The 21,883-nt window shown below is 61.3% G+C and carries 20 protein-coding genes and 1 pseudogene; 12 read left to right on the top strand and 9 right to left on the bottom strand.

Annotation, left to right across the window (positions count from 1 at the left end; genetic code table 11):
- Nucleotides 1–27: 27 nt before the first annotated feature.
- On the bottom strand, nucleotides 28–3,096 hold the full coding sequence (locus tag BG57_RS03830) for a hybrid sensor histidine kinase/response regulator (RefSeq protein ID WP_229753954.1): 3,069 nt from the start codon (nucleotides 3,094–3,096) through the stop codon (nucleotides 28–30).
- On the opposite strand from BG57_RS03830, the gene BG57_RS33620 reads away from it, so the two are divergent.
- From BG57_RS33620 to BG57_RS03815, 4 genes and pseudogenes are all read left to right on the top strand, one after another.
- The gene (locus BG57_RS33620; RefSeq protein WP_152562501.1) at nucleotides 3,095–3,376 is read left to right on the top strand and encodes a hypothetical protein; all 282 of its coding nucleotides are present in this window, start codon (nucleotides 3,095–3,097) and stop codon (nucleotides 3,374–3,376) included. The two genes, BG57_RS03830 and BG57_RS33620, sit on opposite strands and share 2 nt — an antisense overlap.
- A gap of 638 nt (nucleotides 3,377–4,014) precedes the next feature.
- A pseudogene (locus BG57_RS34280) lies at nucleotides 4,015–4,123 on the top strand (porin); the annotation flags it as partial.
- A 542-nt stretch (nucleotides 4,124–4,665) separates the two neighbouring features.
- Nucleotides 4,666–5,016, top strand: coding sequence for a DUF6152 family protein (locus BG57_RS03820; RefSeq protein ID WP_035960258.1), 351 nt, complete (start codon nucleotides 4,666–4,668; stop codon nucleotides 5,014–5,016).
- A 2-nt stretch (nucleotides 5,017–5,018) separates the two neighbouring features.
- Entirely contained in the window at nucleotides 5,019–5,510 is a 492-nt protein-coding gene (locus tag BG57_RS03815) for a DUF6644 family protein (protein ID WP_035960257.1), read from the top strand.
- Between the two features lie 13 nt (nucleotides 5,511–5,523).
- On the opposite strand, the gene argE is transcribed toward BG57_RS03815, so the two are convergent.
- Genes argE through BG57_RS03795 form a run of 4 tightly spaced genes read right to left on the bottom strand, consistent with a single transcriptional unit; the run spans nucleotide 5,524 to nucleotide 9,132 of the window.
- The gene (argE, locus tag BG57_RS03810; protein ID WP_035960256.1) at nucleotides 5,524–6,681 is read right to left on the bottom strand and encodes an acetylornithine deacetylase; all 1,158 of its coding nucleotides are present in this window, start codon (nucleotides 6,679–6,681) and stop codon (nucleotides 5,524–5,526) included.
- Complete coding sequence (locus BG57_RS03805) at nucleotides 6,674–7,351, bottom strand: DUF1028 domain-containing protein (RefSeq protein ID WP_035960254.1); 678 nt, start codon at nucleotides 7,349–7,351, stop codon at nucleotides 6,674–6,676. The genes argE and BG57_RS03805 overlap by 8 nt, the downstream gene beginning before the upstream one ends.
- 10 nt (nucleotides 7,352–7,361) lie before the next feature.
- Nucleotides 7,362–7,799, bottom strand: a complete 438-nt coding sequence (locus tag BG57_RS03800) for a RidA family protein (RefSeq protein WP_035960252.1) — start codon at nucleotides 7,797–7,799, stop codon at nucleotides 7,362–7,364.
- Between the two features lie 25 nt (nucleotides 7,800–7,824).
- Nucleotides 7,825–9,132 (bottom strand): flavin-containing monooxygenase, encoded by a 1,308-nt coding sequence (locus BG57_RS03795; protein WP_052005610.1) that lies wholly within the window; start codon nucleotides 9,130–9,132, stop codon nucleotides 7,825–7,827.
- Nucleotides 9,133–9,292: 160 nt separating this feature from the next.
- Between BG57_RS03795 and BG57_RS03790 the strand changes: the two genes are divergently transcribed.
- From BG57_RS03790 to BG57_RS03765, 6 genes are all read left to right on the top strand, one after another.
- Nucleotides 9,293–10,219, top strand: a complete 927-nt coding sequence (locus BG57_RS03790) for a LysR family transcriptional regulator (protein ID WP_035960464.1) — start codon at nucleotides 9,293–9,295, stop codon at nucleotides 10,217–10,219.
- A gap of 174 nt (nucleotides 10,220–10,393) precedes the next feature.
- On the top strand, nucleotides 10,394–11,542 hold the full coding sequence (locus BG57_RS03785) for an SRPBCC family protein (RefSeq protein ID WP_035960249.1): 1,149 nt from the start codon (nucleotides 10,394–10,396) through the stop codon (nucleotides 11,540–11,542).
- Between the two features lie 30 nt (nucleotides 11,543–11,572).
- Nucleotides 11,573–12,754, top strand: coding sequence for an ABC transporter ATP-binding protein (locus BG57_RS03780; RefSeq protein ID WP_035960248.1), 1,182 nt, complete (start codon nucleotides 11,573–11,575; stop codon nucleotides 12,752–12,754).
- A 1-nt stretch (nucleotide 12,755) separates the two neighbouring features.
- Nucleotides 12,756–13,802, top strand: coding sequence for an ABC transporter substrate-binding protein (locus BG57_RS03775; protein ID WP_035960246.1), 1,047 nt, complete (start codon nucleotides 12,756–12,758; stop codon nucleotides 13,800–13,802).
- A 43-nt stretch (nucleotides 13,803–13,845) separates the two neighbouring features.
- A complete protein-coding gene (locus BG57_RS03770) occupies nucleotides 13,846–15,087 on the top strand; it encodes an ABC transporter permease (protein ID WP_035960462.1) in 1,242 nt (413 codons plus the stop codon).
- Nucleotides 15,088–15,112: 25 nt separating this feature from the next.
- Nucleotides 15,113–15,940, top strand: coding sequence for an ABC transporter permease (locus tag BG57_RS03765; protein WP_035960245.1), 828 nt, complete (start codon nucleotides 15,113–15,115; stop codon nucleotides 15,938–15,940).
- Between the two features lie 13 nt (nucleotides 15,941–15,953).
- On the opposite strand, the gene BG57_RS03760 is transcribed toward BG57_RS03765, so the two are convergent.
- From BG57_RS03760 to BG57_RS03745, 4 genes are all read right to left on the bottom strand, one after another.
- Nucleotides 15,954–16,871 (bottom strand): LysR family transcriptional regulator, encoded by a 918-nt coding sequence (locus BG57_RS03760; RefSeq protein ID WP_035960244.1) that lies wholly within the window; start codon nucleotides 16,869–16,871, stop codon nucleotides 15,954–15,956.
- 75 nt (nucleotides 16,872–16,946) lie between these two features.
- The gene (locus tag BG57_RS03755; protein WP_035960242.1) at nucleotides 16,947–17,738 is read right to left on the bottom strand and encodes a phytanoyl-CoA dioxygenase family protein; all 792 of its coding nucleotides are present in this window, start codon (nucleotides 17,736–17,738) and stop codon (nucleotides 16,947–16,949) included.
- A gap of 147 nt (nucleotides 17,739–17,885) precedes the next feature.
- Nucleotides 17,886–19,556 (bottom strand): cation acetate symporter, encoded by a 1,671-nt coding sequence (locus BG57_RS03750; RefSeq protein WP_035960241.1) that lies wholly within the window; start codon nucleotides 19,554–19,556, stop codon nucleotides 17,886–17,888.
- Complete coding sequence (locus BG57_RS03745) at nucleotides 19,553–19,858, bottom strand: DUF485 domain-containing protein (RefSeq protein WP_035960239.1); 306 nt, start codon at nucleotides 19,856–19,858, stop codon at nucleotides 19,553–19,555. The genes BG57_RS03750 and BG57_RS03745 overlap by 4 nt, the downstream gene beginning before the upstream one ends.
- A gap of 333 nt (nucleotides 19,859–20,191) precedes the next feature.
- Here BG57_RS03745 and BG57_RS03740 point away from each other — a divergent pair, with 333 nt between their 5' ends.
- Both BG57_RS03740 and BG57_RS03735 read left to right on the top strand, forming a co-directional pair.
- On the top strand, nucleotides 20,192–21,268 hold the full coding sequence (locus tag BG57_RS03740) for a M4 family metallopeptidase (RefSeq protein ID WP_035960238.1): 1,077 nt from the start codon (nucleotides 20,192–20,194) through the stop codon (nucleotides 21,266–21,268).
- 42 nt (nucleotides 21,269–21,310) lie between these two features.
- The gene (locus tag BG57_RS03735) at nucleotides 21,311–21,616 is read left to right on the top strand and encodes a protealysin inhibitor emfourin (RefSeq protein WP_035960461.1); all 306 of its coding nucleotides are present in this window, start codon (nucleotides 21,311–21,313) and stop codon (nucleotides 21,614–21,616) included.
- Nucleotides 21,617–21,883: the final 267 nt, after the last annotated feature.

Below are 21,883 nucleotides of genomic sequence, written 5' to 3'. Positions count from 1 at the left end.
CGGCGCGCAGCCGCTGCCCCTGCTGACTCACGAAGTCTCGACAACGCGCCGAAGCGCGTGCGCAAGCGACGCCGTATCGTACGGCTTGCGTAACAGCACGACGCCGTCAATCGGCGGTGCATCGTTCTGGCCCGTCGCGAAGATGACGGACAGCCCCGGTTGACGCTGGCGTGCGAGCAGTGCAAGTTCGTCGCCGGGAACGTCGGGCAGGCCGATGTCCGTCAGCAGAACATCCACGCCGTGTTTCTCGAACAACGCGAGCGCCGAATTCGAATCGGTCGCCTCCAGTACGACATGACCGAAGCTTTCGAGCAGTTCGACCGTCACGGCGCGAATAAGGTCATCGTCTTCGACATAGAGGATGCGCAGCGACGCCTCCTTGTGTTCACGCTCGGGTTCCGTACGCAACGGATGGCTGCGCTTGACCGACTCATTGCCCAGCACGCGACGTATCTTGCGCGCAAGCGCCTCGCGCGAGTAAGGCTTGCTCAACAATTCGACGCCCGCATCCAGCCGGCCGCCGTGCACGATCGAGTTCTCGGTGTAACCGGAGGTGAACAGCACCGCAATGCCCGGAATGCGTTCCCTCGCCTTGCGTGCAAGTTCCGTGCTCTTCATCGTGCCAGGCATCACCACGTCCGTGAACAGCAAGTCGATATGCACGCCGCTCTCCACGATGGCGAGCGCGCTGATCGCATCGTTGGCGCGTAACACGCGGTAGCCCAAATCGTTGAGCATGTCGATGACGGTGGCACGGACCTGTTCATCGTCCTCGGCGACGAGCACGACCTCCGTGCCTCCTTCGGTAGCGCGCAAATCCGCCACTACGGGCTGAACTTCTGCTTCGAGCGTACGCGGCAGATAGAGCCTGACCGTCGTTCCGTGACCCGGCTCGCTATAGAGCTTGATGTGTCCGCCCGATTGCTTGACGAAGCCATAGACCATCGATAAGCCGAGCCCCGAGCCTTTGCCTTCCGGCTTCGTCGAAAAGAAAGGCTCGTACGCCTTGCTCATGACCTCGGGCGTCATGCCGCTTCCCGTATCGGTCACGGCGAGCATGACGTACTGGCCCGGCTCGACTTCGGGATGGCCATAGGCGTACGTGTCGTCCAGCACGGCGTTCACGACTTCGATCGTCAGCTTGCCCTGGCCCTCCATCGCGTCGCGCGCATTGATCGCCAGATTGAGGATGGCGTTTTCGAGCTGCCCGGGATCGACAAACGTATTCCAGAGTCCGCCGCTCATGACCGTTTCGACTTCGATTGCGTCGCCGAGACTGCGCCGCAGCATGTCGTCCATTTCGGCGACGAGTCTCGCAAGGCGCACCGCCTTCGGTTCGAGCGCCTGCCGGCGTCCGAACGCAAGCAACTGACTCGCGAGCCGGCCGCCACGGTTCACGCCGGCCAGCGCCTGCTGCAAGCGACGTTCCGCTTTCTCGTTGCCCTGCACGTCCTTCGATAGCAACTGCAAGTTGCCCGATATCACCTGTAGCAGATTGTTGAAGTCATGCGCGACGCCGCCGGTAAGCTTGCCGATCGTCTCCATTCTCTGCGACTGCTGCAACGCCAGTTCAGTTTGCCGCAGCGCTTCGGCCGCCGCCACGTCGGCGCTGATATCACGCCCCACGGCGTGAATGATGTCATTGTCGGGAACAGCGGTCCACGAAAGCGTGAAATAGCCGCCCTCGCGCCGGCGGAAGCGGTTCACGAACTTCAAGGTCCGGTTGCCGTCGGAGAGGCGCCGGACTTCATCGAGCGTCGCGGCGACATCGTCCGGATGAACGAGGCTCATGAAAGACTGCCCGATCAGTTCGACCGCAGTCCAGCCGAGCAGATCGGTCCACGCGGGATTGACGGAGACGATCGACCCGTCGAGACCGGCGACGAGCATCAGATCGGTCGAAAGACGCCACATGCGCTCGCGGTCCGCCGCACTCTCCGCGACTTTCTGTTCGAGGTCCTCGTTCACGCGCTCCAGAAAATGCGCCGCTGTCTTCTGATCGTGGATGTCCATGTTCACGCCGATCCATCGCGTGATCGCGCCGTCCGCGTTGCGAACCGGCAGCGCCCGGCTCAGGTGCCACCGGTACACGCCGTTGACCCCGCGCAGCCGCACTTCGCGTTCGAACGCCTCTTCCGCGCGGACTGCCTGGCTCCACAAGTTCAGCGCGCCGGTTGCGTCGTCCGGGTGTGTCACCGTCGACCAGCCTTCATCGCGCAGGCTGCCTTCGGCCATGCCGGTGTACTGATAGCTTCGCTCGTTGATCCAGTCGATGCGTCCGCCCGCATCCGCCGACCACACCTGACACGGCAAAGCCTGAGCGAACGTGCGAAACCGCTCTTCGCTTTCGCGCACCGCTCGCTGCGCTTCGATGTGCGCGGTCACGTCATTGCCCTGCACGAACACGCCCAGAATCTCGCCCGCGGCGTCCCTCACGGGCTGATAGCTGAAGTCGAGATAGCGCGTTTCGCCCGCCATGCCCGCACTCCGGTTCAGCGTCAGCGGCTCCGCGAGACGCGCGGTAGGCACGCCCTCGAAGAAGGCCGCATCGAGCAGTTCGAAGAAGCCTTGACCCGCCACTTCGGGCAGCGCCTCCTTGACGGTCTTGCCGATGATTCCGCGTTCCCCGACGAGTTCCATGTAGGCGGGGTTCGCCAGCTCGAACACGTGTTGCGGTCCCGTCATCATCGCGATGAAGCCGGGCGCCTGCTCGAACATGCGGCGCAAACGCTCGCGATCGTTCTGCAATGCACGTTTCGCGCGAACCTTGCCGGTGGTTTCGACAACGATGGCCATCACCGCGACCGGCTGCCCCGACTCGCCGAAGATGGGCGAATAGTCGAGGTTCATCCACACCTGTTCGGGCACGCCGTTGCGATGCAGCGTCAGTTCCTGATCCTCGTATCGCAAGGTTCTGCCGCTCAGGCCGACTTTCATCACGTTGTCGTTGAAGTCCGCGACTTCCGGCCAGCCTTCGCGAACATTCGAGCCGAGTAACACGGGATGGCGGCCCGCAGCGAAGCCCGAGTAGGCGTCGTTGTACAGCATGACGCCCGGTTCACCCCATAGCGTGACGATAGGAACCGGCGACGACATGATGATCGACAGCGTGTTCTTCAGAATGGCCGGCCATGTCGCGATGGGGCCCAGCGGTGTGGCCGACCAGTCACGAGACGCGATGATTTCGGAACACTTTCCACCTCCCGTCAAGAACGGCGGCATGACTTCGGTAGTTTTGGGAGATGTCATCGAGGAGAGAAGAGGCGAAAAATCCGCAGGCGGGATAGTCGAACGATTGTACCTTTGCGTGGACTTCTCTCTTCCGGCCCGAATTGAACAGGTGATTCGTCAGCACGAGAAAAAACCCCGCCGTTAATCGCACGGCGGGGCCTTGCAAACGGCAATGCCGCTTACTTGCAGTGACGTTCCCAGTGATGATGAACGCGGACCTTATGGCAGACCGCATGGTGATGCGATGCTGCGAAGGCGGGTGCAATAGCGAAGAACGTGGTGCCTGCAACGAGAGCGGCGAGAACGGCCTTTTTCATGACTTGGCAATGTGTGAAATGAAGGAGGCGTCATGCTAGCAGCGCGAGTTTACGGACTCTTTGCAACGACCACCGATAACAATGGACGCCCTTCTTCGTGTGGCGCGCAGCCCACATCATCTTTCTGACCGGCTCAAGAAATTACCGTGTGTAATGAGATGCCCCGGCGAATGCGCACGCGCGCACTCAACACACGTCATGCAATTACGTCCTTCACAGCACTTGCCCCGCAATACTTAACCAATACTTACGCAATATTCCGTAACCCGCGCGACACCGCTTAGCCGATTTCTTCGCAATTCTCCGTGCTTTAATCCGCGCTCCGATGCGTCGACAGATCGATCGGAGAGCCGGTCCGCGTCGCCCATGCATGCGAGCGGCGCGTCGACCGACGCACTAGCGATCCTGGAGAAACAGAGTGAAGAAATTCTTTATTGCCTCGAATGCGTTCAAGACGCTCACGGCGTTGACCGCGCTCGGCACGATTGCAAGCGCAGCGCATGCACAAAGCAGCGTGACGCTATACGGCCTCATCGACGCGGGCCTCACCTACACGAACAATCAAGGCGGCTCGCACGACGTTCAGGCGACGAGCATGAAGGGGCATGCTGCGGCAACCGCGAGCAGCAGCGCAGATTTGAAACGCGTTTGCATGAATCGCTCAGGCCGTGGTGTCGATGGTGGTCTCGAGATGCGCGGGGTTGGAAGGCTCGGCTGGCGCTGCCGGTGACGTCGCGGCGCGTGCGCCGGTGGTGGCGTTCTGGCCGCGCTTGATAGGCAGAGTCGATGCGCTTGCCTGCGGCGCGTGTGTGGCGAGTGGATTGGTGACGTTCATCGTGTGCGCTCCTGTGCAAGAAAGACCCTTGAAAAAGGGACCATCGCATTGTGGTGTTGCGCACGGTCACGCGATCGCGCGATGTGATTGCGCTTTTCGCCGCTGCTTACCAGCGGTTACAGCACGCTAAAAATGATGCGTAGCGCCCTTTTCCCCCCGCGACGCATTCTTGTCTACCTTGCAAAATGCTGTCGAATGTTTCTATAGTGATCGGATGCGTCCGGGTTCCAGACATCGACGGAATCGCGCGCCGCACACCCGGACAGGGACAAAGGTGATGACATGCGCATTCGACACTTACTGATGGGCGCTGCTGCCGCACTCGCCGTCGCGACGGCATCGGCGCACCACGGATGGAGTTCCTACGACGTCTCGAAGACGGTGAAGATCGAGGCCCCGCTAGTCGATGTTCAATATCGCAATCCGCACGCGGAGGCGACGATCGACTATCAGGGCGCGCAATGGAATGTCGTGCTGGCTCCGGTGAGCCGCATGGAGTCGCGTGGTCTGCCGAAGGATTCGCTAGCGGCGGGCAAGGTCGTCAGCATCGAAGGCTATCCGCGTTCGGATGGAACGCATGAGTTGCGCGCTGAACGCATTACGCTGGATGGCAAGACAGTCGAATTGCGTTAGCAATGGAGCTGGCCACCTCAGCGGCCACGCTCGCGGCGTCGATCGAAGGGTCGGCATTTGCGTTATGGATTCGCAGTTCGTCATGGGCGTATCCCCTCGTCAATCTCATTCATTTGCTTGGACTGACGCTCCTGATCGGGCCTATCGGGTTACTCGATCTGCGTATGCTTGGATTTGGCCGGCGCTTCCCGGTTGCCGCAGTGTCCGACGCACTCACGCCGTATGCGGCGACGGGTCTTGTGTTGCTGGTCGCAAGCGGCGCAATGCTCTTCTGTGCGGATGCGGTCCCGCTGCATCGCAATGCCTTGCTGCAAGCGAAGCTGTGCTGCATCGTGCTCGGGCTCATCAATGCATTCGCGTTTCGGCGTATCTGGTCGAGGCGGCTCGTCGACTGGGACCAGCAGCCGCCGTTCAGCGGACGAGTGCAGGCGGCGCTGTCCTTGCTATTGTGGCCATCGGCGGGCGTACTGGGGCGGCTGCTCGCTTATCAATGACGGTATCAATTACTCACTGGGCGAGATGATCCGCGAGGCGCTTCAACATGGCATCGCAGGCATTGAGTTGTTCGACGGTCACGAACTCATCGGGCTTATGGCCCTGGTCCATGCTGCCCGGCCCGCATACAACCGCAGGAATGCCCGCCTGATCGAACAAACCGCCTTCCGTGCCGAACGCCACGGTGCCGAACTCATTCGATCCGCAAAGCTGCGCAAGAAGACGCGCCGCTTCACTTTCGGGCGATGTCGCCAATCCCGGATACGCAGATAGCGCCTGCAAACGAATGCCGGTATCGGGCTTCACCGCGCGCATCCGTGGAACGAGTTCCGCCTCGGCGTAGTCTTGCAGATGATGGGCGACTTCGTTCGCATCGAAGCCCGGCAGCGCGCGCACTTCGAAGTCGAACTCGCATTCCTCGGGCACGATGTTCAGCGCCCGGCCACCCCTGATCACACCGGTCTGCACAGTCGAATATGGCGGATCGAATCGCTCGTCATGATGCTGCGGATGCGCGAGCTGCTCGCCGATCACCTCCAGACGATTGATGAGCCGCGCCGCATATTGAATCGCATTGACGCCATACGGCGCATACGCCGAATGACAGGCCGCGCCCTTCACATGACAGCGCATCGCGAGCTTGCCTTTGTGACCGAGTACTGGCTTGAGTTCGGTCGGCTCGCCGATAAGGCAAAGCAAGGGCTTATGCGGCCGTTTTTCGAGTTCGGCGAGCATCGGACGTACGCCCAGGCAGCCCACTTCTTCATCGTATGAGAAAGCGAGATGCACGGGCAAGCGCAAGTCACGTCCGGCGAAATGCGGCACTGCTGCCAGCACCGACGCAATAAAGCCTTTCATATCGGCGGCGCCGCGTCCGTATAAACGGCCTTCGTGCTCGCTCATGCGAAATGGTTCGACCGTCCACGCCTGTCCGTCGACCGGAACGACATCCGTATGACCCGACAGCACGATGCCGCCACGATCGTGCGGACCGATGGTCGCAAAGAGATTCGCCTTGGTGCGAGCGTCGTTATAGAACAACTTACTCTCGACGCCATGTTGTTCCAGAAAATCGCGGATGAACGCAATCATCTCGAGGTTAGAATCGCGGCTGACCGTGGCAAAGCCGATGAGTTTTTCGAGCAGCGCACGGCTCGACGAGTCATTCATCGCCCGGCACTCCATAGCTCGGCGCGGCGGTCGGATTCAATGCGCGCGTGATGTAGTCCTGCATCTGAGGCGCATAGGCTTGCCATAGAACTGCGAGCTTGCCGATGGGGTCGTCATCGGCCCAGTCGATGCGCAAATCCACGATGGGCCAGACCTGCTCGCCCACGATCTTGAGTGCAGCCGAATGCACGGGCCCCGCCTCTCCGCCCATCTCCATGGCAGCGCGCATCGCGGCAAGCAGCCGGTCCGCAAGCGCGCCCGATGTGCGCTCGAATGCAGGCGTCATCGCTTCTATCACCTCGATGCTGGTCAGCATATTGCCGGCCGCGACGCATTGATTGCCCGCCACCGCGTGATTGATTCCGAGCGCCTGCTTGCCGCTAAAGAACGCGGTGCGGCCCCGCGCGTCGAGCACGGTGACTTGCCGATAATCGCTATACGCGTCTGTTCCCAACGCACGATCCAGCGCAACCGAAGGATCGATTTCGCGGTCATTCAGATGATCGAGAATCATGGGGCCAAGCGCGGGCAGCGTCACGTTCTGCGTCGCTACCGCACCGACGTTCGCACGCAGCCAAGGACACCGCGCACCCACCGCGATGCTCGAAGAACTGATTGCAATGCCAAGCTGCCCCGTCTTTTCGCAACGTCCGGCAATCGAGAATGTCATCTACGCTCCTTTACGCGGACGGCGGCGTCCATCCATCGGGAATGACCGCAATTACATCGATTTCCATCAGCCATTCCGGCTGGCCCAATGCAACGACGACGAGTCCGGTCGAAATGGGGAATACGCCCTTTAGCCATTTCCCGACTTCACGATACACAGGTTCGCGATAACGCACATCGGTGAGGAACGTCGTGGTCTTGACGATGTGGGACATATCGCTGCCCGCTTCTTCCAGCAACTGCTTGACATTCTTCATCGCCTGCTCGGCTTGCGCACGCGGATCGCCGAGACCAACGAGATTGCCTTCGAAGTCCGTGCCGATCTGACCTCGCACATAGACCGTATTGCCCGCGCGTACGGCCTGGCAAAGATCGTTATCGAGCGTCTGATTGGGATACGTATCCTTCGTATTGAACATGCGGATACGGGTATGCGTGGGTTGGCTCATCAATACACCTTTTCTTGGGACTCAGTTAAATCGCTTCGCTGACTTTCAGCGCGGGTGCATCGCCCGGCTCGTTCGTTTGGGCATCGTAGTAAGCGAGATACTTGCGCTGCGTGACGATGTGATCGGCAATATGCTTCGCGTCGTGCCACACGCCCCAGATGAACGCGGAACCGCGCCGCGAGAGCCACGGCAAGCCCAGAAAATAGACGCCGGGCTCCTTCGACACCCCGCGCTGGTGCTTCGGCTTTCCTTTCTCGTCGAATGCGTCCACTTGCAGCCAGCCGAAGTCGACTGCATAGCCCGTCGCCCAGATGATCGACGTGACATTCGCCTGCGCCAGATCGAGTTCGAGAATGGGTTGCGTCACGCACGGCGGATCGGACGGAATATCGCGCGCGTGCGGCTCTTGCGGAAGATCGAGCCCGTTGCGTTGAGCATAAGCGTCGGCTGCGTCCAGTAGCGAGAGATAGTTCTCGTCGCCACGCCGGATGTTGTCCGCAAGGTCAAGCTGAAACGTGGCGATGCCATCATCGAATGACTTCGTGAGTCCGACGAGCGTCACGCCCTGATGCGCGAGACGCCTGAAATCGACGGTATGTCCGCCGCGCGCACCGCTCACGGCGATGGTCACGTGCTCCTTGCCCGGCCGCATGACTTCGGCATCCCATTCGCCGAGCACGCCGAGCCACCAGCAAAAGTCGCGTCCGCGATACGCGCGTGGCGGGCGATCATGCGGCCCCACGGACAAATAGACATGCCTCCCTGCACGCTGCAATTCATCGGCGATCTGAACGCCCGACGAGCCCGCGCCCACGACGAGCACCGCGCCTTCAGGCAATTGCTGTGGATTGCGATAGTCGGCGGAGTGAATTTGAGTGAGTTGCGTGTCCCGCGGCGCAATCGGCGGAATAACAGGGCGCTGGAACGGACCCGTCGCCACGACAACTCGGTTTGCTTCGACCGTGCCGTCAGATGTCTCGACCGTGAAGCCGGGACGGCCTGAGTTGCGCACCACTTTCTTGACTTCGACGCCCGTGCGAATCGGTGCATTGAACTTCTTTGCGTATGCGACGAAGTACTCCGCGACCTGATCCTTCGACGCAAAACCGTTCGGGTCGAACTCGCCGAATTCGAGATTAGGGAAACGGTCGTGCCAGGCCGGCCCGTTGGCGACGAGCGAATCCCAGCGTCCTGTGCGCCAGCGCTCGGCAATGCGGGCGCGTTCGAGCACGAGATGCGGAACGCCCGCTTTGCTCAAGTGCTCGCTCATCGCGATGCCGGCCTGACCGCCGCCCACCACCAGCGTATCGATCGACGTAGTTTCCACTGTCATGGCTAAGTCCCTTAGGAAAAGCAAATTCGTATGCGTGGCAATCTACGCGCCCCGGGAGGATTCGAAAAATATATAAAAAAAATGCCGAGCATCGGATTTGCCTATGCAAGGAATTTTGAGCACCGCAGAATGAAGCCGATCGAACATGGAGTCATCGGTGATGGAAAGCCACCCTTTGCGCTACTCACTGCGCCAGTTGCGCTATTTCGTCGTCACCGCCGAAGCATTGTCATTTACGGCTGCGGCCAAGCGGCTGCACATCTCGCAGCCGTCCATCTCGACGGCGCTCGCGGATTTGGAAGTGTCCTTTGGCGTGCAGCTTTTTATCCGCCATCACGCAAGCGGTCTGTCGCTCACGCAAGCGGGACGCGATCTCCTCGGGCAAGCGCGCAATCTTCTGAAAATTGCGGAAGAACTGCAGATGGCCGCGAAAGAACTGGATGGCGGCATGACGGGAGCGATCACGCTGGGCTGTCTGGTTTCACTCGCGCCGCCGCTCATGCCGGGCCTCATCAGCCGCTTCACCGACGAGCACGCGGGCATATCCTTTCGAACCGTCGAGGCGCATCAGGATGCGCTGTTGAGCGGCTTGCAGGACGGTTCACTCGATATTGCGCTGACCTACAGCCTCGACATGACGGAAGACATCGCCTTTACGCCGCTGCTTTCGCTGCCGCCTTATGCCATCCTGCCGAGGACACATCGACTCGCGCGTGCGCGCAAGGTCTCGCTTGCCGATCTGCTGCCGGAGCCTTACGTCATGCTCGATCTGCCGCACAGCCGCGAGTATTTCGCCGCCCTCTTCGATGCGGTCGGCAGCCGCCCGGTGCCGGCGTTCCGCTCTTCGCAGCCCGAGGTCGTGCGCGGCATGGTGGCCAACGGACTCGGCTATAGCCTGCTGAATTTTCCGCTCAAGTCCAATCGCACGGTGGATGGCGAAGAGTTCGTGATTAAACGTTTCAAGGACAGTGTCAACGCGACGACACTCGGTATCGCGCAATCGCGCACGATGAAGCCGCGGCAGGTCGTGCACCGGTTTGCGTCGTTCTGTGAGAACTACATCCGGCGCTTGCGTCTGGAGGCCTGAGACGCGCCGGCAACTCATTGACTTTGCACGCCTGCATAGTCAAAAACTTTGCTTTGTATCCGAAAACAATATTTTGGCTGGCAATTTGGCTTGATAGATTGATGACCATGTTGGAGCGCGATGCAGAAGCCTTGCGTCGGCGCGCTCTCGATGCAATGAAAGAAGGAGGGCTTCATGGCTGACCCGGCAGGCACGAATACACTGCAAGCGCTCGTCGATGAACTGCGCACCGGTTGCGAACGATCATTCGGTGATGCGCACGCGATGCCGCCGGGCGTCTATACGTCCCCCGACTTTCTCGCGCTGGAAGAGCGCGACATCTTCGCGCAAGAATGGCAATGCGTGGGCCGCGCAAGCGCGCTCAAAGCGGCCGGAGACTATCTGACGGCGCGTATCGGCGAGCAGCCCATCGTCGTGTTGCGCGACGAAGACATGCAATTGAAGGCCATGTCGAACGTGTGCCTGCATCGCATGTCGGTGCTGCTGGAGGGACGGGGCAATGTACGCCGCATCGTCTGTCCGTATCACGCATGGAATTACTCGCTCGATGGCGCATTGAAAGGCGCGCCGCTGATGGACCGGCAAGCGGGGTTCTGCAAGGAAAGCTATAAATTGCCGCAGATTCGCTGCGAGGAATGGCAAGGATGGATTTACGTAACGCTCAATCAAAGCGCCCCGCCCGTCCATACGCAGCTCGCAAAGCTGAATGAGCTGATCGATGCATACGGCATGTCCAATTACATCGAGACTTTCCATGAAGAACACGTGTGGAACACCAACTGGAAGATCCTCGCGGAAAACTTCATGGAGAGTTACCACTTGCCCATGCTTCATCGCGCGACGGTCGGACCGCATTCAAGGCTCGAGGAAATGGAATGCCCGCCTGGCTATCCCGCGTTCAACTATCACTGGATTACCAAAGAGGCGAGCTTGCCCATCGGCAACGCGCATCCTTCCAACACGCGGCTGACCGGACACTGGCGCAAGACAACTGCGCTGCTTGCCATCTATCCGACGCATCTGATCACGCTCACCCCCGGTTATTTCTGGTATCTCGTGCTGCAGCCGCAAGGCGTCGGGAAAGTGCATATCCGTTTTGGCGGCGGGCTCGCGCCTGAATTCATTGCCGATCCCGAAGCCAATGCCCATATGGCGACGCTCAAGCAATTGCTCGATGAGGTCAACGCCGAAGACAGGCGCGGCGTCGAAGCCGTGTTTCGCGGCGTGCATGCACCCCTTGCGAGGCCAGGGCAATTGAGTCATCTCGAACGGCCCAATTACGACTTCGCGCGCTATCTGGCAGGCAAGATCGGCGCGCATTGAATATCGCATCAAAGACAGGACGCAATCACGATGTCAGACCCTTCCTTCATCTCGTTCTCGGGCGTGAGCAAATCGTATGACGGCGCGAACTATGTCGTCGACGATCTGAACCTCGACGTGCGCAAGGGAGAATTCCTGTCCTTGCTCGGGCCGTCGGGATCGGGCAAGACGACCACGCTGATGATGCTGGCGGGATTCGAATCGCCCACACATGGCGAGATTCGTCTGGACGGCAAGCGGCTCGACGACAAGCCGCCGCATCAGCGCGATATCGGCATGGTGTTTCAAAACTACGCACTGTTTCCCCATCTGACGATTGCCGAGAACGTCGCGTTCCCGCTTTCCGTGCGGCGCATCAACCGCGCCGAGCAGAAGGCGCGCGTGAAGCGCGCGCTCGAGATGATCGAACTGCCGCACCTCGCGAATCGCCGTCCCTCGCAATTGTCGGGTGGACAGCAGCAGCGCGTCGCGCTGGCGCGTGCGCTCGTGTTCGAACCGAGCGTCGTGCTGATGGATGAACCGCTCGGCGCGCTCGACAAGCGCCTGCGCGAAACGATGCAATACGAAATCATGCGGCTGCATCGCGAACTGTCGCTGACCATCGTCTATGTGACGCACGATCAGGCCGAAGCCCTCACGATGTCCGACCGCGTCGCCGTGTTCTCCGATGGCCGCATTCAGCAAGCCGCGACGCCCAGCGAACTTTATGAAAACGCGCAGAACGCCTTCGTCGCGAACTTCGTCGGCGAGAACAACGGACTGACCGGTCGCGTGGTCGGTGTCGATGAACCATGGGCCACGCTCGCGTTATCGGACGGCAGCACGATTCGCGGCCGCTACGAGCACGGCCTGCGCGCCGGCGACGATGCCATGCTCGCACTGCGCCCCGAACGCGCCCATATTCCGGATGCCGAGGGCACGCATGTGGATCAGCACTGCAACGTCGTGCGCGCACGCGTCGACGAGCTCGTGTACTGCGGCGATCATCATCGCGTGCATCTGACGCTGGGTTCGCGCGATGCGATCGTCGTCAAGGTGCCGAACACGCAACGGCATGCACTGCCCGCACCCGGCGATGTAACTCAAGTCGCCTGGCGGCACGACGACTGCAAGATTCTCGCGGCAGCCGCGCCACGCAGCGCGCCTGCCATCCAATCCCCCACCGCGCCATCACCTTCCATCATCACGACCGCACCAGCAGGAGCCAACTGACATGCGCACTCATATCAAAGCACAATGCGCCGCACTCGCCGTACTCGCATTTGCCACCGTCACGACGCAAGCAGCAGAAACGCTGTCCGTCGTGACCTTTGGCGGCGCTTTCGAAGCCGCTGCAAAGAAGGCCTGGTTCGATCCGTTCACGCAATCGACGGGCGTCACGTTCTCGACCGAATCGTATGACGGCGGTCTCGCCAAACTGTCGGCCATGGAACAGGCGAAGAACACGACATGGGACCTGATGGACCTCGAAAGCAACGACGCCATCACCGCGTGCGATGAAGGCTTGCTCAAGAAGATCGACAAGAATTCGCTTGGCAAGACGAGCGATTTCATTCCCGGCTCCATCACGGATTGCGCGGTCGCGAGCATGGTGTGGTCCACCGTCTATGCCTACGACACGAGCAAGCTCAAGACCGCGCCGGCCACCGTCAACGACTTCTTCGACTTGCAGAAATTCCCCGGCAAGCGTGGGCTGCGCAAGTCGCCGAAGGTGGCGATGGAATGGGCGCTGATCGCCGATGGCGTCGATCCCAAGGACGTGTACAAGGTGCTCGGCACGCCCGTCGGCGTCGATCGCGCGTTCAAGAAGCTGGATACGATCAAGAAGAATATCGTGTGGTGGGAGTCGGGGGCGCAAGCGCCGCAGCTTCTCGCGGACGGTGCTGTCGTGATGGTGCAGGCCTATAACGGCCGCATCGACGATGCCGTCAAGCGCGACCAGAAGCCGTTCAAGGCGGTATGGGACGGGCAGCTCTACGACTTCGAATGGTGGGGCATTCCCGCCGGCGCCAAGCATGCGGATACGGCCGCGAAGTTCATCGTATCGCAGGCACAGCCGAAGGCGTCGGCCGATCTCTCGAAGTACATTGCGTATGCGCCGCCGCGCAAGGACGCAATCCCGCTCGTCGACAAGCAGCGTCTGGCCGATCTCCCCACTGCGCCCGACAACTTCAAGCGCGCGGTGCAGGTCAACGCGAGCTTCTGGGCCGACAACGCGGATGCGATCAACAAGCGCTTCCAGGCGTGGCTGACGCAGTAACGCCCCTGCAGAACGAGAGTCCATCTTGACCGTGACCACCCACCTGCACGCATCGGCCCAGGGCGCTCCGACCGGAGCCGCGGGCCGTGCGTCCTATCAGAAGGCGCAACGGCGCGCATCCATGCAGGCGTTGATGCTTGCGTTGCCGTTGATCGTGTTCCTGCTGTCGACATTCATCGCGCCGATTGCGCTGCTGCTCGCACGCAGCGTGCAGAATCACGAAGTGCCCGACAGCATGCCCGCGCTCGCGCGCGCCCTCGATGCGTGGGACGGTCACGGCGTGCCGGACGAGCGGACGTTCGCATTGCTCGCGTCGGGCCTCGCGCAGGCACGCGAGAGCGGACAGCTCGGCAATGTGGCGCGTCGCCTCAACTTCGCGCAGCCCGAGTTTCGCAGCCTCCTGATGCGCACGGCTCGCAGCATTCGCGACGATGCCCCGCCCGCGTGGAAGCCCGCATTGATCGGCATGGACGAGCGATGGAACTCGCCCGAAATATGGCGCTTGCTCAAACGTGCGGCTGCATCGCCGACGCCGGATTATTTGCTCGCCGCCGTCGACGCCGAAGTCACGCCGCAAGGCGCGATCGCATCGGTGCCGTCGAATGCGGCGGTGTATCGCGATGCGTTCACGCGCACCATCTCCATCAGCGCAACGGTCACGCTGCTATGCCTCGTGCTCGGCTATCCCGTTGCGTGGCTGCTCGCGAATCTGCCCGCGAAAAGCAGCAACCGCCTGATGCTGTTCGTGATCGTGCCGTTCTGGACGTCCCTGCTCGTGCGCACGACCGCATGGTACGTGCTCTTGCAACCGGGCGGCGTCATCAATAGCGTATTGACGGGGCTCGGCATCGCGACGCATCCGGTGCCGCTCATCTTCAATCGCACCGGCGTGCTGATCGGCATGACACACGTGCTCTTGCCGTACATGATCCTCGCGATCTACTCGGTGATGAAGAGCGTTTCCCCCGTCTACGTGCGCGCGGCGAAATCGCTCGGGGCGCATCCGTTCACGGCTTTCATGCGCGTGTACGTGCCGCAGACACTGCCCGGCGTTGGCGCGGGTTGCTTCCTCGTATTCGTGCTCGCGCTCGGTTACTACATCACGCCCGCGCTGCTCGGCGGTGCAGGCGACGAGATGATCAGTCAGCTCATCGCGATCCAGACCAACACGCAACTCAACTGGGGCCTCGCGGGCGCGCTGTCTGCGTACCTCGTGATCTTCACGGCGATCTTCTATTTCCTGTTCAACCGCATCGTGGGCATCGACCGTCTGCGCTTCGGCTGAGGCACTCGCATTCGAAGGAACGTTCATGCAAGACAAACGCAACACGGTGCTGACCGAACGCATCGCCGCGCGCTGGGTGCGCTTGCATACCGCGCTGGTGCTGTTCTTCCTGATCGCGCCGATCCTCGCGATCATCCCGCTCTCGTTCAACTCAGGCTCGTATTTCTCATACCCGTTGCAGGGCTTTTCGTTGCGCTGGTATCAACAGGCGCTCACGAGCGCGGACTGGCAGCGCGCGCTGCTCAACAGCATCGGCATCGGCGCCGCTTCCACGCTGATCGCAACGTGTCTCGGCACGCTTGCCGCGCTCGGCCTTTCACGCGCGCAGTTTCCGCTACGCTCGGTCATTATGCCGATCATCATTTCGCCGATGATCGTGCCGATCGTCGTCGTCGCGGCGGGCTTCTATCTCATCTTTGCGCCGCTCGGTCTCGTCAACTCGTATCCCGGCGTGGTGCTTGCCCATGCGGCGCTCGGCACGCCGTTCGTGGTCATCACGGTGACGGCGTCGCTGCTATCGTTCGATCAGAGCTTGTTGCGCGCGGCGTCGGGGCTAGGTGCAAAGCCGTGGACCGCGTTCAGGCGCGTGACGCTGCCGCTCATCACGCCCGCAGTGGCCACGGGCAGCGTGTTCGCGTTCGCTACTTCGTTCGATGAAGTCATCGTGATCCTGTTCATCGGCGGTCCCGAGCAGAAGACCGTGCCCCGGCAGATGTGGAGCGGCATCCGTGATTCCATCGATCCGTCGATTCTCGCCGTCGCAACGATGCTGATCGTGTTCGCCGTGCTCCTGTTCGCGAGCATCAACTGGCTGCGCGCCCGTGCGGCGACGGCCAGCGAAGCGCTGGCTTAGTTAGCGCCCGAACTCATCGCCCGAGTTCTTCGCCGAGCATCTTCTCCGCATAGTCGACGAAACGACGCGCCGGCGTGGTGAGCCGATTGCGCTTGAGCCACGCGGCGACGAGCGCCGAACGCGTGACGTCCTCGGCAATCTCCGCCGCGACCACTTCATTGCCGTCATAAGTCAGCGACGAAGGCGGGCGCGTAACAAGAAGCGAATACCCGAAGCCCTGCCCCACCATGCCGCGCACGAGTTCGAGCGACGGTGAACTGAAGGTGACGCGCGGCGTCAGGCCGAATGGCTCGAACAGATCGACGAAGTAGTTCCGGCTCGGCGCGACATCGAGCAAAATCAGCGGCTCGTCGTAAACATCGAAGAGACTGACCATCGCCTGCCCTGCGAGACGATGCGACGCCGGCAGCAACACATAGGGGCTTTGCGGACGCGTCAGCCGATGCGTATCGATGGCCGCATCGAGCCCGAGTTCATACACCATGACGAGATCGAAGCGGCCGCTGAATAGCCCTTGCAGCAGTTCGTCCTGATCGCCATCGCGCACGCGAATCTCGATGCCGGGATACACCGTGTTGAAGCCGCGAATCAGCGACGGAAGATAGAGCGGCGCGAAAGTCTCGAAGCAACCGATATCCACGCTGCCCGAAGCTACATCCCCTTCCGCGAGTGCGTTCTGCTCGAACTCTCTCGCGCTGCGCAAGAGTTCGCGGGCCTGTTCATAGAACCGCGCGCCCGCTGGCGTCAGCGATACGCCCTGTGCATGACTGCGGATGAAAAGCTGCGTGCCGAAGCCTTCTTCCAGCCCCTTGATGGCGGCGGATATCGACGGCTGCGCGATATAAAGCTGCCGCGATGCCTCCGCGACACTTCCATGATCGACAGTCGCAACGAAGTATTTGAGCTGACGCAGCGTGAAGGAAGTGGCCATGCGCGCGCTGTATCGAAAGGACCGGGAAGCCGATGGTAGCAGGCCAGAATCATTCATTGCCGCCCGGTCTTTCGATCAGCCGATGAAGGGAAACTCCTTCTCCGGCAGCGGATCGCCATGCCGGAGCTGCCCCGCGAGATGCCGATAGGGCGGCGACGTCTCGCCGCCGCGATCGACATACACCGCTTCATCGCCGAGCCATCGGAACGACACCACGCGGCGCGAGTTGCCCGCTTGCCGGTTGCCGGGCGCGCCATGCACGGTCAGGTAGTTGAACGCGATCGCATCGCCCGGCTGCAAGTCCCAGCCGAGAATGTCGTATTCCTCGCGATGCGCTTCGATATCCGGCATGTCTTCGAGACCGTCGACGCTTCGATCGTAACTTACGCCGGTGAACTTTCGCGGCCTGAAGAGCTTGCCCCAGCGATGCGAACCCGCGACGAATTCGACGCATGTATCGCGAGGAACAGTATCGAGCGGCACCCACATGCTGACGCTTTGCCGCGCGCTCACGCAGTAATAAGGCTCGTCGTGATGCCAGGGCGTCGGCTTGTCCGCGCCGGGTTCCTTCACGAGCACATGTTCGTGAAAGATGCGCGCACGGTCGGACTGCATCAGTTCGCGTGCGATACGCGCAGCCGGACTCTCTTCGACGAAGCGTCGAAACGGTGGGATGCGCTCCCAGTTGCAATAGTCGCCAAAGAAGCGTCCTGTCGCTTTCCCAGCCGTATAGTCGCGAAAATCCGGCCCAGGCTCGGCGACGTTCATCGCGACGCCCTCACGCAGCGCCGGAATCCATTCCGTGAATACGCCGCGTAGCACCGTAACGCCATCGCGCGCGAACGCTTCTTTCTCTTCTTCGAACATGTGATTCCCCTGGTGAGAGATCGGTAATGTTCGATAAGGGTGTCACGACATATTGCCCGGGGAAATAATGAAAAACCTATAACCCCGAAAGGAAAATGCTGGAGCGCGGCCAGCGAGCATCCTCGCCGGCCGCGCATGTGCAGAGACTCAGTGACTCGCGCCTTCCACCGCGCCGATGCCCGTTTCCGAACGAACGGTCTGCGCATCGAAGCCTGCCTGATCGATCCGCGCACGCGCGGACTTGTCCGTCACCGAGAAGAGCCAGATGCCGGCGAAGCCGATCGCCATCGAAAACAGCGCGGGCGATGCATACGGAAACGGCGCATTGGCGAAGTGGAAGACATCCACCCACACGGCCTTCGAGAGCACGGTCAGCGCCACTGCGGAGAGCAGCCCGAGGAAGCCGCCGACCGCCGCGCCGCGCGTCGTGCATCCCCGCCACAACACGGACATGAACAGCACCGGGAAGTTAGCCGAAGCCGCGACCGCGAACGCAAGCGACACCATGAACGCAATGTTCTGCTTCTCGAACACGATGCCGAGCACCACTGCCACGAAGCCGAGCACGACCGTCGTCACACGCGATACATGCAGTTCGCTCTTGCTCGACGCGTTGCCATGCTTGAACACGGTCGCATAAAGATCATGCGATACCGCCGATGCCCCCGCGAGCGTCAGGCCCGCAACCACCGCGAGGATCGTCGCGAACGCAACCGCCGATATGAAGCCGAGGAACACGTTGCCGCCCACCGCGCTCGCAAGATGCACCGCCGCCATGTTGGTCCCGCCGAGCAGCTTGCCGCCCGCATCCTTGAACGCAGGATTGGTGGACACCAGCACGATTGCGCCAAAGCCGATGATGAACGTGAGAATGTAGAAGTAACCGATCCACGTCGTCGCCCAGAACACCGACTTGCGCGCTTCCTTCGCATTCGGCACGGTGAAGAAGCGCATCAGAATGTGCGGCAGGCCAGCGGTGCCGAACATCAGTGCAATGCCGAATGAAATGGCCGAGATCGGGTCCTTGATGAAATTGCCCGGCCCCATGATCGAGGCCTTCTTTTCATGCACATCGACGGCTTTCGCAAAGAGCGCCTCAGGGCTGAAGTTGAATTGCCACAGCACCATGAACGCCATGAACGATGCACCCGCGAGCAGCAGACATGCCTTGATGATCTGCACCCAGGTGGTCGCGGTCATGCCGCCGAACAGCACGTACACCATCATCAGCGCGCCGACGATCACCACCGCGATCCAGTATTCGAGGCCGAACAGGAGCTTGATGAGCTGTCCCGCGCCGACCATCTGCGCGATCAGGTAGAACGCCACCACGACGAGCGTTCCCGATGCGGCAAACGCACGAATGGGCCCCTGCTGGAAGCGATACGCGGCAACATCGGCGAACGTGAAGCGTCCGAGATTGCGCAGCCGCTCGGCCATCAGGAACGTGATGATCGGCCAGCCGACTAGAAAGCCGATCGAATAGATGAGACCGTCGTAGCCGTTCGTATAGACCGCCGCCGAGATGCCGAGAAACGATGCCGCCGACATGAAATCGCCGGCGATTGCAAGGCCGTTCTGAAAGCCGGTGATGCCGCCGCCCGCCGTATAAAAGTCGGCAGCGGAGCGCGTTCTTTTCGCGGCCCATTTGGTGATGAAGAGCGTCGCCACGACGAACGCGATGAACATGCTGATCGCCGTCCAGTTCGTGGCCTGCTTGACCGCCTGTCCGAGATCGCCGCCCGCTGCGAGTGCAGTGCTGGAAGCCGTTGCAGCGGCAATGAGCGCGCTTGCAGTAAAGATGCGTCGAGCGTTCATTGGACCTCCCGCTTGATTTTGTCGGTGAGTTCGTCGTACGTGCTGTTGGCGTGACGAACGTAGAGTCCGGTAATGGCTACGGTGAAGACGATCACGAACAGGCCGATCGGCATGCCCCACGTCATCACGCCCGCGCCGATTTTCGATGCGAGCAGATCCTTGTCGAATGCGATCAGCAACACATAGCCGTAATAGACGATCAGCACGAGTGCCGTGAGCGTCCAGCCGAGCGTCGAGCGTTTGCGGACGAGTTCGCGATAGGCCGCGCTCGATTTGATGGTCTGTGCGACCTGTACATCCATGATGTGTCTCCTGCCAAGGTGATGTTTGCGCGCGCGATGCATGATCACTGAATCTTTTTTTTGCGCTGACGCCTAAGGTACGTGCGCCGGCTTACCCGTTTCTTACGCGAAGGGACGGTAAGCGGCGGGGTTTACGCGGGGGTATCGGCGGCAAACTGCGTTAAGCACGCCATGAAACGTGATGATTGCGCGTGATTCACGTATCGTTGTAACAGCTCCGCAGAACTTCCTCACGACGACACGCGCCGCACGGACGAGCCGATCGACCGTTCGGCATCGCCAAAGTTTCCGTGCGCCAAGCTGTCTCGCTCACTCGAAATCAGGGAGAAGACCATGTGCAATCACGCCAGCCATGAACGAGCCCATCCGATCTACTGCATCCTGCCGCCGCATATGCTCAAGGAGATCGCGAAAAAGGGCACGCCGCAGCAGCGCTCGCTCGCCATCGAAACCCTGAGCGCCGACCACACGTTCCGGCAAATCCGCTCCGTTCAGGCGGCGATGATCGCGCCCAGACGCGGCGTGCACCCGAAGCCGGCCGCCGCGCCGTCGGCTCAGCGCAGCATCTACACGGCGAACAATATGGAGACCTTGCCGGGCACGCTCGTGCGATCCGAAGGCGCTCCCAAGTCCGACGATGTCGCCGTCGACGAGGCCTATGACGGCCTCGGTGCGACCTTCGATTTCTATCTGAAGGTATTCCAGCGCAACTCCATCGACGATGCGGGCATGCCGCTCGTCGGCACCGTGCATTACGGCGTCGAATACGACAACGCGTTCTGGAATTCGCAGCAGATGGTGTTCGGCGATGGCGACGGCTCGCTGTTCAATCGCTTCACGATCGCGCTCGATGTGATCGGCCATGAACTCACGCATGGCGTCACCGAGCACGCAGCCGCCCTCGCCTATTCGGGTCAATCCGGCGCGCTGAACGAATCCGTGTCCGATGTATTCGGTGCCCTCATCAAGCAATACGCGCTGCAGCAAACGGCGAGCGAGGCGGACTGGCTGATCGGCGCGGGCCTGTTGACGAGCAGCGTGAACGGCGTCGCGCTGCGTTCGATGAAAGAGCCCGGCACCGCTTACGACGATCCCGTGCTCGGCAAGGACCCGCAACCCGCCGACATGGCGCACTATGTCCAGACGGCGCAGGACAATCATGGCGTCCACATCAATTCGGGCATTCCGAACCGCGCGTTCTGTCTGGCCGCGCTCGACCTCGGCGGCTACGCCTGGGAGAAGGCCGGGCGCATCTGGTATGAGACGCTCAACGATACGCACCTCAAGCCGAACGTCAACTTCAAGACCTTCGCGAAGCTCACGGTATCGAACGCGGACCGCATCTTCGGCGCGGGCAGCGCGGAGTCGAAGGCCGTTAGCAAGGCGTGGGATACGGTCGGCGTGTTGTGATCCGCGAGCATCACTTCGCATGGCATGCAGAAGGAGTCGTCTGTGCGCGCTGAACTGATCATCGACGGGGGCGTCGGCTTTTTTCCCGGCCTTGCACGGCCCATTGTCATCGACGAATGCGATCTGTCGCCCGCCGACCGCGAAGAGCTGTCGCGCCTCGTATCGGCCGCACGCGAGCAACCGGCTGCTGCGCCACGGGCCGAAGCGAAGCCGGTGCCGGACGGGCGGACGTATCGCATCATCATCGTTTCGGGCGATGGGGACATCGAACTGCGATGCGCCGATCCCGCCGTGCCGCCCGCTTGCTCCGCGCTGATAGTGTTCATCAGGCAGCATGGGCGCCGGTGATTGCTCGCGAATGCTGTCGGATCTACCTGTCGCATTGTAAAGCGGCGGGGGTCTGTCCTCGTCAGAGCCAGAATGCAGACGCGGCGGCGTACGAACGTCCGCTGGCACCCAATTTGCTCAGAACATTCGGCGCGGCGTCGCGAGCCGCGCGGATAACGCATGTCCAACTTCAGCGAGCACGCCGCGAAGGCCCACGATATGAGACGACACCAAATTCCAATCGAACCCGCCGCATCTCGCGCAGCCGACGCGCGCCGCGCCCGCGAT

This window comes from Caballeronia grimmiae (genome assembly GCF_000698555.1).
Classification (GTDB): domain Bacteria; phylum Pseudomonadota; class Gammaproteobacteria; order Burkholderiales; family Burkholderiaceae; genus Caballeronia; species Caballeronia grimmiae.
Note: the sequence above shows the minus strand (reverse complement) of the source record. Positions and strands in the feature narration are given on the sequence as shown.

Coding starts and splice junctions, on each gene's coding strand:
- BG57_RS03820 (WP_035960258.1), top strand. CDS start 4,666: ATGCGCATTCGACACTTACTGATGGGCGCTGCTGCCGCACTCGCCGTC.
- BG57_RS03830 (WP_229753954.1), bottom strand. CDS start 3,096: ATGTCGTCGCCGGTTCCTATCGTCACGCTATGGGGTGAACCGGGCGTC.
- BG57_RS03805 (WP_035960254.1), bottom strand. CDS start 7,351: ATGACATTCTCGATTGCCGGACGTTGCGAAAAGACGGGGCAGCTTGGC.
- BG57_RS03745 (WP_035960239.1), bottom strand. CDS start 19,858: ATGGATGTACAGGTCGCACAGACCATCAAATCGAGCGCGGCCTATCGC.
- BG57_RS03780 (WP_035960248.1), top strand. CDS start 11,573: ATGTCAGACCCTTCCTTCATCTCGTTCTCGGGCGTGAGCAAATCGTAT.
- BG57_RS03785 (WP_035960249.1), top strand. CDS start 10,394: ATGGCTGACCCGGCAGGCACGAATACACTGCAAGCGCTCGTCGATGAA.
- BG57_RS03755 (WP_035960242.1), bottom strand. CDS start 17,738: ATGTTCGAAGAAGAGAAAGAAGCGTTCGCGCGCGATGGCGTTACGGTG.
- BG57_RS03795 (WP_052005610.1), bottom strand. CDS start 9,132: ATGACAGTGGAAACTACGTCGATCGATACGCTGGTGGTGGGCGGCGGT.
- BG57_RS03815 (WP_035960257.1), top strand. CDS start 5,019: ATGGAGCTGGCCACCTCAGCGGCCACGCTCGCGGCGTCGATCGAAGGG.
- BG57_RS03740 (WP_035960238.1), top strand. CDS start 20,192: ATGTGCAATCACGCCAGCCATGAACGAGCCCATCCGATCTACTGCATC.
- BG57_RS03750 (WP_035960241.1), bottom strand. CDS start 19,556: ATGAACGCTCGACGCATCTTTACTGCAAGCGCGCTCATTGCCGCTGCA.
- BG57_RS33620 (WP_152562501.1), top strand. CDS start 3,095: ATGATGATCGACAGCGTGTTCTTCAGAATGGCCGGCCATGTCGCGATG.
- BG57_RS03765 (WP_035960245.1), top strand. CDS start 15,113: ATGCAAGACAAACGCAACACGGTGCTGACCGAACGCATCGCCGCGCGC.
- argE (WP_035960256.1), bottom strand. CDS start 6,681: ATGAATGACTCGTCGAGCCGTGCGCTGCTCGAAAAACTCATCGGCTTT.
- BG57_RS03790 (WP_035960464.1), top strand. CDS start 9,293: ATGGAAAGCCACCCTTTGCGCTACTCACTGCGCCAGTTGCGCTATTTC.
- BG57_RS03800 (WP_035960252.1), bottom strand. CDS start 7,799: ATGAGCCAACCCACGCATACCCGTATCCGCATGTTCAATACGAAGGAT.
- BG57_RS03775 (WP_035960246.1), top strand. CDS start 12,756: ATGCGCACTCATATCAAAGCACAATGCGCCGCACTCGCCGTACTCGCA.
- BG57_RS03760 (WP_035960244.1), bottom strand. CDS start 16,871: ATGGCCACTTCCTTCACGCTGCGTCAGCTCAAATACTTCGTTGCGACT.